The 15,941-nt window shown below is 63.2% G+C and carries 2 protein-coding genes; one reads left to right on the top strand and one right to left on the bottom strand.

What is annotated here, in order from left to right:
• Positions 1 to 54 precede the first annotated feature (54 nt).
• On the top strand, positions 55 to 14,484 hold the full coding sequence (locus tag G6N42_RS07805) for an ATP-binding protein (protein WP_232076505.1): 14,430 nt from the start codon (positions 55 to 57) through the stop codon (positions 14,482 to 14,484).
• Here G6N42_RS07805 and G6N42_RS07800 read toward each other — a convergent pair.
• Positions 14,481 to 15,767, bottom strand: a complete 1,287-nt coding sequence (locus G6N42_RS07800; protein ID WP_163728165.1) for an HNH endonuclease signature motif containing protein — start codon at positions 15,765 to 15,767, stop codon at positions 14,481 to 14,483. The two genes, G6N42_RS07805 and G6N42_RS07800, sit on opposite strands and share 4 nt — an antisense overlap.
• Positions 15,768 to 15,941: the final 174 nt, after the last annotated feature.

The following is a 15,941-nucleotide window of genomic DNA, read 5'->3' as shown; positions in this document are numbered from 1 at the left end:
ACCGTGTATTGAATCCGCGCCCTGACGATGGGCGACGTGACTACGCTTTCACTCGTGGAGCTGGGGGTTTTAGGGCCTCTGCAGGTCCGGCAGTATGGCCTGCCGGTCGCTGTCCCAGGCGCAAAACCACGCGCTGTCCTCACCATGCTCGGTCTGCACGGCGGTTCCGTCGTCACGGCCGACGCCCTCGCCGAGCTGCTCTGGGGTCCTCGTCCGCCGCGTACCGCCGTTAAGGCGCTGCAGACCCACATCTCTTCTCTGCGCCGCGCCCTCGGCGACGGCTATGTGCTGACGGAGGGGACCGGGTGGACCCTGAGCACGACCGAGATCGACGCCACCCGGTACAAGCTGGCCGCCAGGCAGGGGCGCGACGCGTTCGCGGGCGGAGACGCAGGCCAGGCCGTGGCCCGGTTCGACGAGGCGTTGGCACTGTGGCGCGGCGCGCCGGAGCTGCCCGATGGGCCGCGCGGCGGGTCGGAGAAGACGCGCTGGATCGAGAGCCACGCCGCATTGGTGGAGGACAGGGTCGACGCGCTGCTCGCGACGGGGCGGGCCGCCGAAATCGTCGGCGAGCTGGAGGCCGCGATCGCCGATGCCCCGTTGCGCGAGCGGCGTTGGAGTCAGCTGATGCTCGCCCTTTACCGTGCGGGCAGGCAGGGTGAAGCGCTTGCGGCCTACCAGCGCGCTCGGTCGATGCTCGCCGACGAGCTCGGTGTCGACCCGGGGCCAGACCTTCGTCGGCTCGAAGCAGCGATCGTTGCGCAGGATGTCGCGCTGGAAATTGCTGTGCCGGAGCAACTTTCGATAGTCACACGTGCGGTGACGTTCCTGCTCACCGATATCGAGGGGTCCACGGCGGCGTGGGAGGCCGACGCCGAAGCCATGGCGACGGCGCTCGCACGCCATGACGAGATCGTCGAACAGGTCGTCACGTCACGGGGAGGCCGCCTGGTCAAGACGCGGGGCGAGGGCGACGCGACGTTCTCGGTTTTCGATCGGCCGTCGGGCGCGGCCGCTGCCGCCATCGAGCTGCAGGAGGCGATCCGCCACGAACCCTGGGTGCTGGCTGAACCCATGCGCATCCGGGTGGCGCTGCACACCGGTGAGGTGGAGTTGCGCGATGGCGACTACTTCGGTCGGGCGGTCAATCGCGCTGCCCGTTTGCGATCGCTGGCCGCAGGCGGGCAGACCCTGTGTTCGGGCGCGACCGCCGAACTCGTGATCGACACGTTGTCCGACGATGTAGTGCTCGCCGATCTCGGGATGCGGCAGTTGCGCAACCTCGCTCGCCCAGAGCATGTCTTCGAGCTGCGGCTGGAGACGGCCGTGGATTCCGTCGAACCGGCAGTGGAAACGCCCATCGAACGGCCGGCCCTGCCCGCGGTGCTGGCCGGGCCGGGGCCGTTTGTCGGGCGAGTTCCTGAGCTCGAGGGACTTCTGGCGGAGTGGGAGTCGACGCTGGCGGCGGGTGCGCGTGCCGTTCTGATCTCGGGCGAACCCGGAGTGGGCAAGACGCGGTTGGCAGGCGAGTGGTCGCGACTGGCCTACGAGCAGGGTGCCGTCGTGCTCTACGGCCGCTGCGACGAGGACCTAGGCGCGGCGTATCAGCCGTTCGCGGAGGCGTTGCGGTCGTTGGTGCCGTGCCTGGGCGCCGACCGGTTGCGCGCCATGCGCGGGATCGAGGCGTTACTTCTGCTCGTGCCCCGACTCACCGACACCGTGCCCGATCTGACGACGCCCACACGCTCGGACCCGGATACTGAACGCTACGCATTGTTCGACGCTGTCGTCGCACTGCTGGCGATGGCGGCCGCGAGTGCGCCGGTCGTCCTGATCCTCGATGACCTGCATTGGGCGGCCAAACCCACACTGCTGCTGCTGCGACACCTGCTGCGGTTCGGGGAGCACGCCCGAGTGCAGATCGTCGGGACGTACCGCAGCACCGACCTCGACCGCTCCCATCCGCTGGCGGCCATGCTCGCCGACCTGCACCGCGACGGCTCCGCCAGTCGTCTCGCACTGGGTGGCCTCGACGAGGATGACGTCACTGCCTACGTCGCCGAAGCCGGGTACGACGACGTCGAGTTGGCGCGAGCGTTGGCCTCGGTTACCGGGGGCAACCCGTTCTTTCTGATCGAGGCGTTACGGCACGTCGCTGAGAGCGGCGGCCGATGGGACCCGAGCACGCTGCCCCAGGGAGTTCGAGAAGCGGTGAGCCGCAGGCTTTCCCGACTTCCTGCGGAGACGAACAAGGCGTTGGCTGCCGCCGCAGTCGTCGGTAGTCGATTTCCCCTCGCGCTGGTCGAGCAGGTGGTGGGCGAAGACCTCATCGACGCGTTCGACGAAGCGTGCAAGGCAGGAATCGTCATCGAGGAACCGGGCGGTCGATATCGGTTCAACCACGCCCTCGTTCGGCAATCGCTACTGGCAGAGCTGGCGTCGGTGCGGCGGATGCGGCTGCACCAGAAAATTGCCACCACGCTGGAGGCCGAGTCGGGGGCCGACGACGAACTGCTGGCCGAGCTGGCGTACCACTATTTCGAATGCGCGTGGGCGGGCAACGCGGCCAAGGCGGTCGAGTACTGCAGGCGCGCAGCGGATCAGGCGATCGAGCGCCTCGCATACGAAGGTGCGGCCGAACTCTACGACCGGGCACTGCATGCGCTCGAGGAACTCGACGACGAGTTGCCCGACCGCGACGCCCTGGAAGCCGAGCTGCTCGTCGCTCGTTGTGAGGCGCTGCTGGCGGCGGGCGACGTGGGTTCGGCGGCGGGTGCGGTAGCGCAATTGCGTCGCGCAGCAGGGGATTCGGTGCGGCTGTCAGCCTGGGGCACGTGTTTCGACGGCCAGCTTTCGATGCTGACGAATCCCGAACGTTTGGACGAGATCGAATCCGAGGTAGGCGCCGCCGCACAACGGTTGGCCGAGCTGGATGATGCTGCGGGGGAGGCGAACGCCCACACGGTCCGGGCTGCGTGCCTGGCCCGCCTGGGCCGCATCGCTGATAGCGAAACGGAGTTGGATCAGGCGCTGACCGCGGCACGACGTGCGCGCGACCACCGTCGGGTGAATGCCGTGTTGGCGGGTGCGCCGCTGGCGGCGTTGTGGGGACCGAATCCGGTGCCGCGCGCGGGTGGTCGGTGTCTGGATGTCGTTCGGCTGCTGCGCATCACGACGGGGTCGCCGGTGGTGGAGGCCACGTCGACACGGTGCCAGGGAGTGCTGGATGCGATGCGTGGACGCGCGGCCGCGGGCCGGCAGCTGATCGATTCGGCCAGACGCACCCTCACCGAACTCGGCATGCGGCACGCGTTACTGGAGGTCGACCAGTTCGCAGGCATCGTCGAGTTGGTCGCTGACGACCCGGCTGCTGCCGAACCGCATCTGCGGAGGGCGTATGACGGATTTCGCAGGATGGGTCTGGACGCCGATACCGCAGAGACCGCGGCTTTCTTGGCGCGAACTTGCCTGGTGCTTGATCGGGACGCCGAGGCCGACGAACTGTGCAGGGAGAGTGAGCGACTCGCCGGCCATGCGTTGAGGCCGTCGATCACCTGGCGGACGGTTCGTGCTCAGTTGCACGCACGTGCTGGTGCTCATGACGAGGCTCGGCGGGTGGCAGGGGAGGCCGTCAGCATCGCCGAGCGTACTGACGCTTTGGTGGATCACGGTGACGCCTGTCTGACGCTGGCGATGGTGTTGGCCATGGCCGGTGACACTGTGGGGTCGCGCGCGGCAGCTGAACAGGCGGTCGCACTGTTTGAGCGCAAAGGTGCTGCGGCACTGGTCGAAAGGGCGCGGCAGGTTCTCGGCCGCCGCGTCCCCGCCACAACACCTGCATCGCAACCGTCCACCGTCGAGCCGGACAACACGTGTGTGCGAGTGCTTCGTCGCGTAGACGCTGCGCTCCAACGCACGGCCTGGGACGAATTCGAGCATGAGTATGCTCCCGTTGGTTCGATCGAGAGTCGTCGGAAGATAGTGGGCTTTGGTCCGGCCGATTATCAACCCAGTGAATTTGCGAGCCAAGCACGAGATTTCGGTGGCGTAATGGGAGCAGCGCGCCTCCGGCGTGATGTCGTCGCTGTGCGGGGTGAGCGGATGGCCCTCACCAGGTTGGTGGTTGGCACTACCGACACAAGCCCGGGAGCCCCTCAGGACGAGATGCTTCAGTTGGTCGGTATCGACCGCACCGATCGAATCGTGACGCAGATCTGGTTCGATGTCGACGACATCGATGCCGCGATCACCGAGATGGAGGCTGTGCACGCCCGTTTCGAACTCGAAGGTGCGCCTTTGCGTGGGCTGGAAAACGAGTGTGTGCGGGTGCTTAACCGCGTTGATGCCGGCGTGCAGAACGCAGACTGGGGCGAAGTAGAGCAGCGGTATGCCCCCCGCGGTTCTATCGAGAGTCGCCGGAAGATAGTCGGCTTCGATCGAGTCGACTATCGACCTAGCGAATTTGCAAGCAAGACCAGAGAATTTGCGCGTGGGATACGCTTCGGACGTTTCCGCCGTTTGATCCTCGCGGTACGAGGCGAGAGCTTAGCTCTCTCCCGGGTGGCGGTCGGCACCGCCGACGCGAGCCCAGGCGCGCCACAGGATGAGTGGCTACAGGTGGTCGGCATCGACGCGGACCGTCGAATCGCGCTGCAGGTGTGGTTCGACGTCGAGGACATGGACGCCGCGATAGCGGAACTCGACGCACAGCACAAGCGGCTAGAACAGCAACCGCAGAGTGCGCGACTCGCGAACGCCGCGAGCCGAGTGGATGCTCGGTTCAACACGTTGTTTGCGGGTCGACGCTGGGACGAGGTTGTGTCGATTTGGGCCGACGACGTGACGGTCGAAGACCGGCGTCGAGGGCTTCGACGAGAGGTGAATTACGACCACGCTAGCGGACTGGCTGAGGTGCAAGCGATCGCCGATCTCGGCGTCCAAATGATGACGTCGACTGTGATTGCGGTGCGCGGCGAGCGTCTGGCCCTGAGCCGTACGCGCTATTCGGGCCGTGACCGGCGACCAGAAGCGTTCCACACCGAGGTATTGCGCATCATCGAGATCAACCCCGAAGGGCGATGCGTCGCGTCCATCGCGTTTGACGTGGACGATCTCGATGCCGCGTTCGCCGAACTCGACGCGCGTTACCTCGCAGGCGAAGCGGCTCCGCACGCGCAGGCATGGTCCGTCGTCGTAGATTCGTGCTCAGCGATCAATCGACAAGAGCTTCCCCCGGCGACGCCGGACTGGGTCCACATCGACCATCGGCCAGCGACACCCTTCGCCTCGAGCGACATGATGGCGATACTCAGCAATTCACGGAACGTGACGCCGGAGTTTCGCAGCTATATCGAAGCAGTACATACCTTGAGCGATGTCGGAGCAGTTGTGACAAGCAGATCCGTTGGGATCTCGCAGGACGGATTCGAAGCCGAGTGGAGGGTGGTCCTCCTCCAAACGGTCGACGGCGACCTGATTAACCGAAACGAAGTATTCGACGAGGCGGATCTCGACGCTGCACTCGCACGGTTCGACGAAATCAGCTGCCCGGCAACACGGCTGGAGAACGACGCAGTCCGAGTGGGTGACCGCCTGCGGGCGTTGTTCGAAGCCCGCGATTGGACTGCACTCGCAGAACTGTATGCAGACGACGTCACCGGGGACGATCGCCGTCGTGTCATCGGGGGCGGCGCCCGCACCGGTAGGGATACCGAGATCGCCAACATGCGTGCGATGGCGGAACTCAACGCGCCGCGTATTCACGCGACCGTGATTGCGGTACGCGGGCGACGGCTCGCCCTTTTTCAAGATCGCGTCGTGGACGGTGACGAACTGGTCGAGGCATCGTTCCTCGGTGTCTTCGAGATCAACGCTGACAACCGGATCGTCGGGGTGGTGGGTTTCGACGACGAGGACCTCGACGCCGCCTACGAGGAGCTCGATTCCCGTTACATCGCGGGTGAAGCTGCGGCGAATGCGCACACCTGGTCAGTCATCACGCGGGCCTACGCGGCAGTCAACAAGCATGAGCTTCCGGCATGGACGCCCGATACGGTCAACGTCGACCACCGGAGAACCACCGCCTTCGCGCCCGGTGACCTAGCGTCATACCTTCACGCAACGTGGTTCCAGACGCCCGATGTTAGGGTCGACATAGTGGCCGTTCATCGGCTGACGAGTTTCGGCGCAGTTGTCACCCATGTCGCGAAAGGAACCACGGAACAGGGATTCGAGGGTGAGTGGCGGGAAATCACCTTGTCGATTGTCGAAGGTGACCGCATTAGCCGCAGCGAGATGTTCGACGAGGCAGATCTCGATGCAGCACTCGCCCGATTCGACGAACTGGCTAACCCGGCAACGCGACTGGAGAACACCGCGAGTCGAGTGGAGGCGCGCGCGCAGTTCCTTGTCGCAGCAGGACACTGGGATGCGATGGCGGAGGTCTTGGCTGACGACGTTTCGATCGATGATCGTCGTCGCGTCGTGAATGCCGGCCTGCGACGGGGTCGAGATGCGGTGGTCGAGGATCTACGGGTCGGTGCCGAAATCGGCTTGACACACATTACGCCTAGGGCCATCGCCATTCGGGGCGAGCGATTGACGCTGGGACACATCCGCTATTCAGGTGACGAAGAACGACCCGAGGTCGGCGTGATCGATCTGGTTCAAATCGTCGAAATCGATGCGGACGAAAGAATCACGGCCCTCGTTCTTTTCGACGCCGACAACCTTGGTGCCGCTGTCGAGGAACTCGAGTCCCGTTATGTGTCGGGCGAAGGCGCTGCTCTTGCGCGCACTTGGTCGGTGATTGCCGAGAGTTGTGCCGCGCTCAATCGACAAGAGCTGCCCGAGCGAACGCCGGGCTTTGTGTACGTCGACCGGCGGCGAGTTGCAAACATGGGGGCGGCCGACGTGAGTGACTACTTCCGTGCGGCATGGGAACTCACACCTGATATGACGACTCTCGTCGAATCCGTGTATCGATTGAGCGACGTCGGCGCGGTCGTCAGTCAAGTGGCGCAGGGGACTTCGCACGATGGCTTTTACGCCGAGTGGCGGGTAGTCAACCTGTTCACCGTCGATGACGGCTTCACGAGCCGCTGCGAAGTCTTCGACGAAACCGACGTCGATGCCGCGCTGGCGAGGTTCGACGAACTCACTAGGCAGCAGCAGCCGCATAACGCGGCAAGTCGAATGATGACGCGGTTTCAGCATGTGCTTCACGCTCGCGACTGGGATGGCATGGCTGAGATCTTTGCGGAGGACATCTGCCTTTACGACCGCCGTCCACTAGTCGGTGTTGAGTTCATCGGGCGCGACGCCACAATCGCGAACATGCGAGCATCCGCCGATACCGGCGTGAAGAACGTCACGTCGACGGTGGTCGCGACACGTGGCAGCCGGCTGACGCTGCACCGTGTTCTGATCGGTGGCAGAGATGAACGACCTGAGGCCTTCCGCACCGAGGCGCTCGTCATCGGTCAGGTCGACGCCCTGGACCGGCTCTCTGCCTTTGTCATGTTCGACCTCAACGATGTCGACGACGCATTAAAAGAACTCGACGCTCGATACCTCGCCGGCGAAGCCGCCGCACACGCGCAGACCTATTCTGTGATCGCGGATGCATTCGTGGCAGTCAACCGACACGAACTTCCCACGACGACATCAGCGGACTTCGTCAGCCTCGATCACCGTCGACCAATCGCGTTCGCGCCCGGTGAAATGATGGCGTACCTCCAGGCCACCTTGAACGACGCGCCTGAAATCCGTATCGACATCGAGACGGTCCACCGACTGAGCAGCCACGGGGTGGTCGTCTCCCACAAGTGGCACAACACCTCACAACAAGGCTTCAACGCCGAGTGGCGGGTGATCACCATCTCGACAGTCGAGGATGGCCGAATCAATCGTTGCGAGCTGTTCGACGATACGGAGCTTGATGCGGCACTTGCGAGGTTCGACGAGCTGTGCAGTCCCGCACCACAGCTCCGGAATACCGCGAGCCGAGTGGCTGAACGATTCCGGGCAACTTTCGCAGCTCGCGACTGGGATGCGATGGCCGAAATGCTTGCGCAGGACTTCTACAACGAAGATCGCCGGTCCGTCGTGAATGCTGGGATCCGCCACGGCCGGGACTCCCTGTTGCAGGACATGCGATCCGCCGCCGACGCTGGGATACCGACACTTTGCTCGACTGATCTTGCGACCCGTGGAGAGCGCCTCCTCCTAGTTCGGGCAGAATCGTCCTACGAAGCGCAACCTGGTGCGTTCTACGTCGAGAACATTGCGATAGCAGAGATCGATGCAGACGGAAGCGTCACCGCTCAGGTCGTCTTCGACGTTGATGACCTCGATGCGGCATTTCAAGAACTCGACAAACGCTACATCGCCGGCGAAGCGGCCGCGCATGCACACACGTGGTCGGTCATCAAAGATGGCTATGCCGCGCTCAACCGCCACGAAATTCCCCCGACGACGCCAGATTGGGTGAACATCGACCATCGGCGAGGAGGTAGCGCATTCCCACCAGGCGAGTTGGCGACATATGTTCGCTCTTCCTGGGTGGATTCACCGCAGAACAGAATCCATGTCGAGGCGGTTCATCGGCTGAATGATCTTGGGGCCGTCGTCACCAGTACGACGCGAGGGGTGTCGGTCACCGGCTTTTACGCGGAGTGGCGAGAGGTCGGCCTGGTGATGGTCGACGGCGAGAAGCTCAATCGCACGGAGTTATTCGACGAGACCGACCTCGACGCCGCGCTGGCGAAGTTCGACGAACTCAGTAGTTCAAGATTCTTGGAGAACGCTGCCGGCCGTATACTCAAGCGAGCTCGCGCATGTTTCGCGGCTCGTGATTGGGACGGCATGCGCGCCACCCTCGCGGAGGAATTCACGCTTGACGATCGCCGACGCACAGTAAACGGCGGGATGCGTCATGGTGGAGATTCCATGATTCGTGATGCCCGCACAGCAACCGATGTCGGCATCACAGGTGTCGCTGAAGAGGTCATCGCTGTGCGAGGAGAGCGACTGATTCTGACGCACACGCGTTATTCAGAGTGCGATGACCAAACCGAGGCCTTCTTCGACGAGGTACTCGAAGTCATCGAGATCGACGACGCCGGCAATATCTCCATGAATATCGTGTTCGACCCAAACGACGTCGACGCGGCATTCGCTGAACTCGACGCGCGGTACCTCGCCGGCGAAGCGGCGCCGTATGCGCAGACGTGGTCAGCGGTCGCAGAGACCCATGCCGCATACAACCGGAATGGCCTCGTGCCCGATGACAATTGGGTGAGTACCGACCACCGGCGGGGATACCCGGCAGACCAGCTCAACACGACAATTCGCGGTGCTCGAGAGCTCACGCCAGACCTCAGTATCTACATCGAATCTGTGCATCGGCTCAGCGATCGTGCCGCGGTGGTCACCAATAGATCCGTTGGTTCATCGCATCAGGGATTCGTCGCCGAGTGGCGAATGACCCAGCTAATGACCGTTGACGGCGACCATGTCACACGTTTGGAGATCTTTGACGAGACCGACCTAGACGCTGCGCTCGCGAGATTCGACGAACTCACTACGCGGGTTCCCCGCATTGAGAACGCGACTACGCGTATCTGGGATCGGCTTGCCGACGCATTCAATCGCCGCGACGTGGACGCCTTCGTCGACCTCACGGCGTCGGATGGCCACTTTGCTGATCGACGCATGGGACTGCGGGACTCCCAAGGCGGGGCAATGCGTCGGCGCGTGGTCGAAACGCTATTCGAGTATCCAGAACTTTGGCGGCTGGATGTTGAGCACATTGCGGTTCGGGGATCGCGGCTTTGTCTGAGCCGTCAAACTTTTCGCGATTTCGGTGACGTTGACCGACCGACTTGTGTCGAAGTCCTGACGCTGACTGAGAGCGCGACCGATGACCTCGTCCACGACTTCGTACTCTTCGATCCGGATGATATCGAGCCCGCGTTGGCAGAACTCGACGCACGCTACCTGGCCGGCGAAGGCGCGGCCCACGCACAGATGTGGGCACTCGTTGTCGACAGCTACGCCAGGTTCAACCGGCATGAGCCGCCTTTGACGACTCCTGATTGGGTGAACATCGACCACCGTCGGGTGACAGCGTTTGAGCCCGGCGACCTGACAAACTACGTCCAAGCGGCGTTTACCGTCACGCCCGACACTCAGGCCCATATCGCGGCAGTGCACAGGCTGAGCAATCTCGGAGCGGTTATCACGGCCTCGACGTATGGAACGTCGCCGCAGGGATTCCGCGCCGAGTGGCGGGATATTCATCTACTCACATTCGAGGGCGACCTAGGCAACCGCTTCGAGCTGTTCGACGACGAAGACCTCGACGCCGCGCTCGCGCGGTTCGACGAAATCAACAAACCGCCACCTCGACCCGACAACGCTGCGATGCGGGCTTGGCGGCGTTTTTCGGAGGTGTACAACCGGCGAGATCTGGAGGGGTTTCTCGCCGTCCACGACGAGGACGCTTATTACGATGATCGCCGGAAGGGACTTCGCGACGAAGGTCCCGTGGACCCGGATGTCGGGCGTGCGCTCTTGTTTGAGGCGGCCCCGAGTTGGCGACTGTCTATCGAGCTCATCGCCACTAGGGGAGAAGCCCTGGCGCTGATGCGCGGCAGATTCCGCGATATCGATGAGCCAGATGGGCCGAGCGTAGTGGAGGTCCTCGCGGTGGTCGAGGTGTCCGACCGCGAAATGATTGCTTATGAGGCCTTTTTCGATCCGGACGAGATCGACTCCGCGTTGGCGGAACTCGACGCCAGGTTCCTGGCAGGGGTCGATGCGGCTCACTCACACATTTGGAAGCTGGTCAATCAGACCTATGCGAGGTTCAATCGGCATGAACTGTCACAGACGACTACCGACTGGGTGAACGTCGATCACCGGCGCGCCATGGTTCCTGCGCCCGGTGAGATGAACGAGTACGTCAGCGCAATGTGGGCGGTCGCGCCGGACGTCCGCACCCGAATCGAGAGCGTGCATCGATTGACCCATCTTGGCGCTGTGTTCACCCACACCGAGTCGGGAACGTCGCGCGAGGGCTTCGATGCCGAATGGCGCGAGATCACCCTTCTGATGTTCGACGGCGAATTGATCAGCCGCTGTGAACTCTTCGACGACCACGATCTCGATACGGCCCTGTCTTGGTTTGACAAACTCAGCGTGCCTGCAACACACCTCGATAATGCGGCGATTCGCGGGGACGGCAGGGCCGCAGACGCATTCAATCGTGGGGATCTTGAGGGCTACCTCGGCGTGTTGGCGACCAACGCGCAGTACGACGACCGGCGGCGGGGGCTGCGCAATGCCGGCCCAATTAACCGGGAGTTCGTACGTGGGCTGCTTTTCACCGGGCCCTCGAGTTGGCGCGTAGAGATCGAGCCTGTCGCCAACCGGGGGCGCCATCTTGCACTGGTTCGCCACATCTGTCGCGACAGCGGTGAGGCCGGCAAGCCCGTCGTTGCTGAGGTATTGGCGGTTGTCGAGGCGCAGGACGATGAACGGATCAGCCGCAGTGTGCTTTTCGATCTCGATGAGATCGCCGCCGCCTTCCAGGAACTGGACAGTCAGTATCTCGCTGGGGAAGCGGCCCAATGCCGCGACACCTGGTCTGCGGTGGCGCAGATGTACTCCGGACTCAACCGGCACGAACTTCCCGCGTGGATAACGGACGTCGTCCACCTGGACTACCGCACAGTCGTCACAATCGATCCCAACGATCTGGCTGAAACCCTCCGCACCGCGTGGGATCTCGTGCCGGACCTCACCATGTACGTCGAGAGCATTCATCGACTCACCGACGTCGGAGCCGTCGTCACCAACAGGTCGTACGGCCGCTCGAAAGAGGGATTCGATGCGGAGTGGCGAATGATCCAAGTCCTCACAGTTGGGCGTGGTCGAATCGACCACTTCGAACTATTCGACGAGGGTGATATCGACGCCGCACTCGCCAGACTCGACGAACTCAGTTCGTCAGCAACGCGACTCGAGAATGCAGCGAGCCGTACGCGAGCACAAGTCTGCGATACATACAACCGCCGTGATGTGGACGGATTTCTTTCGCTCGCCAGCGGCCGATACGTGGACCGCAGAAAAGGACTGCAATATGAAGGAGCGGCCGACGGGGATTACGCAGCCGCGGTATTGTCCGGAACGCCCACGAGTTGGCACCTGGAACATGAGGCGGTTGCCATCAGGGGAGACCGCTTGGCGCTGAGCCACGAAACGTTCCGCGACACAGCCGATGCCGAACTGCCAGTCACCGTTGAATTGATCGCGCTCACGGATCTCACCGACAAATTCGTGCCGTGTGTAGTGTTTTTCGACCCTGACGACATTCACTCTGCCTTTGCTGAGCTCACCGCTCGCTGGGTCGCATCGGGAGAGGTCGAGCATCCCGCGGTCATCCAATCTGCGCAGCGAATTTTTGACATGGCCAATCGCCATGACTGGGCCGCCATTGCGAATCGTCTCGGCGACGCGACGTATGTAAGCCACCGACAGCTCGGACTCGACGACGCCGACATATCCGGTTACCTGTCATCGATTCAGCTATGGGCGTCACTCGTACCCGATCTGTGGGTCGAAGCCGCCGAGGTCTTCGCGCACTCGGCGATGGGTGTTTTGGCGAGGCTGGTGCTGAAAGGCACGTCGACCGAGGGCGCTGTCGTTGAGGTTCCGGCGATTTATCTCATACTTCTTGACGGTGATCGCGTCACCCATCTCGAGACCTACGACCCTCAACAGCGCGATAGGGCACTCGCCAGATTCGAGGAACTGAATGTGACCGCGCCGCTTTCGGATAACGCAGTCACACGGGTTCTCACAGGCGTGGTTGATTACATTAACCGCCGCGACGTGGACAGTTATCTGTCCATTTTCACCGACGACGCCCGGTACGAGGATCGGCGAAAAGGCTTGCGTGACGCGGGGCTCGTCAAGCCAGACTTTGCCCGTGCGGTAATTGATGGGGCCGGCACGGGTTGGCAGGTGGAAGTCGAGTGCATTGCAAATCGGGGACCGCATCTTGTGCTCTGTCACCTGACATATCGCGATCACGACGAGGCCGACCACCCAGTCGTCGTGGAAGCCCTATTCATCGCGGAAATCACCGTCAGCCAATTGATCTCTACTCTCCTGCTTTTCTACCCCGACGACATCGATGCCGCTCTCGCCGAGCTGACCGCCCGCTGGATCGCATCAGGAGAGTGCGGCCACCCCGGAGTAATGGAAGCAATCCAGACTTTCGCCGAGTCCGCTAATCGACATGAGTGGGACAAACTGGCCACACGTCACGCCGGCGCAACGTATACCAATCACCTGCAGCTAAGAGGTGGCGCCGACACGGTCGCCGACGATATGTCTTCGCTCCGCATGCTCACGTCACTCGTTCCCGACTTGCGGTTCGAGTTGACCGACGTCCTTCGACTTTCGGCGACTGGCATCGTCATCCATACGGTCGCGAAGGGCACCTCGACCGATGACGTCCCGTTTGATCTTCCATTTGTTGTACTGCTCCTGATCGACGGTCATCGCATCGTCCACGCCGAGACGTACGACCTCGACCAACGCGAGCAGGCACTCACTCGTTTCGACGAACTCACTGTTGATGGGCCTCAGCCGAACAATGCACTAGCGCGAGTTCTCGCACGAGTGGTGGATGCCTTCGACCGGCGTGACCCTGACAGGTACCTCGCCCTTTTTTCTGAGGACTGTACTTACGAAGATCGGCGGAAAGGCCTGCGTGACGCGGGGTCGATCAGGCCAGACTACGCGCAAGCAGTGACATTCGGTGCGGCCGCGGGGTGGCAAGCGGAGTTTGAGACCATCGCTGTCAGGGGAGAGCATCTGATGCTGGGCCGCGCGACATTTCGCGATCAGAGCGAGGCCGGTAATCCGATCGCTGTCGAGGCATTGAATATCGGCAGCATCAACAAAGACGAATTGATCTTCTGGTTCGCCGTTCTCGACCCCGACGACATTGATGCCGCGTTCGCGGAACTCACCGCTCGCTGGATCGCGTCGGGAGAGGTTGCATACCCTGACGTCATCGAGGCTGCACTCCGATCGAACGAGATGTACAACCGGCACGACTGGGACGCAATCGCGGCCAATGAATTCGGTGCGACTTACGTCAACCACCGGCAACTGGTCAGCGCGGAACCCGAAACGATCGAAGACCATTGGCGGTCGATTCGCGCCTTGGCTGCTCTCATCCCAGACTTGAGGACAGAGCCTGTCGAGATACTTGCCCATTCCGCCAAAGGCGTGGTAACAGATCTCGTCGTCAAGGGCAGGACGCCCGAAGGCGCCGTCATCGAGTTCCCAGTGATCACCCTCATCCTTTTCGACGGAACGCGTGTCATCCACATGGAGGCCTTCGACGTCAACCAACGCGGACAGGCGCTCGCGCGATTCGACGAACTCCACGGTCAGTACACCTAGTTGGCGGTTGGTGGTGTGGGTTGGAAGGGGGTGTAGCACCACCATTGGGCGCGTTCGCCGGTGGGTCCGCGGTAGGGCGCGGCGTCGGGTGGGGGTCGGGTGGGTGGGCGCGCGAGTGATCCCGGGCTCAGGGTTCGGCCATCGCTGTCGGTGACGGTGAGGCTGTCGGCGGGTCCGGTGATGGTGATGACGCCGCGGTGGTGGGCCCGGTGGTGGTAGGGGCACAGCAGGACCAGGTTGTCCAGGTCGGTGGGGCCGCCGTCTTCCCAGTGCTGGATGTGGTGGGCGTGCAGTCCGCGGGTGGCTCCGCAGCCGGGCACCGCACACGTGGGGTGGCGGTGTTCTAGGGCGCGGCGTAGCCGGCGGCCGATGGTGCGCGTGGCGCGCCCGGCACCGAGGGGTTGTCCGTCGCGGTGGAACCACACCTCACAGGTGGCGTCGCAGGTGAGGTATTGGCGGTCGGCGTCGGTGAGCAGCGGGCCGAGGTGCAGGTTGGCGATGCGGTCGTTGATGTCGAGGTGCACTACGACGGTGGTGTGCTGGCCGTGGGGGCGGCGGGTGGCGTCGGTGTCCCAGCCGGCTTCGACCAGGCTCATGAACGCCTCACCCTTGGTGGGAAACGGCGGCGCTACCGCGGCGGGCAGGGTGTCGGTGTCGTGGTCGCGTTTCCACGCGGCGACCGCGGCATCCAGATGGGACTGCACGGCGGCGTCGAAGGTTGCGGCGTCCAGGTGCGACAGGGTGATCTTCCAGGTGGTGGTCTGCTCGTCGCTGTGGGTGGTGGTGATCGTGGGCCGCGGCGGCGGCTCGGGTTCGGCCTCGGGTGGGGTGTCGCGCCAGGGGTCGGGTTCAGATGGCAGGGGTGGTTCGGCCTTGAGGGCGGTGTTGAGTTGGCTGACGGTGGCGACCTCGGCCAACGTCACGTAGTGCCCATCAGAACCTGCGCCGGCTTTCTCGGCGATGATGGCGACTTGATCCAGTGACAACCGGCCTTCGCGCAGGCCCGCCATGCACAGCGGAAACTGTCGGGCCCGGTGCGCAATCGCGGCGATCTTCCCGGCGTTTCTGGTCGAGGAGCCGGTCTTCCACGCCACCAAAGCCGACAGCGAGCGACACCCGGTCATGCCGACCAGGTCGTCGTGGTCCATCTCGGCCACGATGTCCACGATGCGCGCGTCGATGGCGTTGCGCTGACCCATCAACTCACCCAGCTCGCCGAACAACACCTCCAGCCGGTCCTTCGGACGCACGACCGCCCCGTCGGAGGCGGCGATCGAAGACATGACCCCATCAAAACAGAGGGGTCCGACAAATACTGGGCCGCAACCGTTTAGCGACAATGTCGCTGATGGTTGGAGCTTGCGGAGCAAGCATGGTCCGACGAACCCGAGGGTATCGCGCACCAGGAACCGCAACGTGAAAACCGACCATTGACATGCAGCCGGAAGGCTGCCTAT

The sequence above is a fragment of the Mycobacterium gallinarum genome (assembly GCF_010726765.1).
GTDB lineage: Bacteria > Actinomycetota > Actinomycetes > Mycobacteriales > Mycobacteriaceae > Mycobacterium > Mycobacterium gallinarum.
The sequence above is the reverse complement of the archived record's forward strand: the minus strand, read 5'-3'. Positions and strand labels throughout refer to the sequence as shown.

Coding starts and splice junctions, on each gene's coding strand:
- G6N42_RS07800 (WP_163728165.1), bottom strand. CDS start 15,767: ATGTCTTCGATCGCCGCCTCCGACGGGGCGGTCGTGCGTCCGAAGGAC.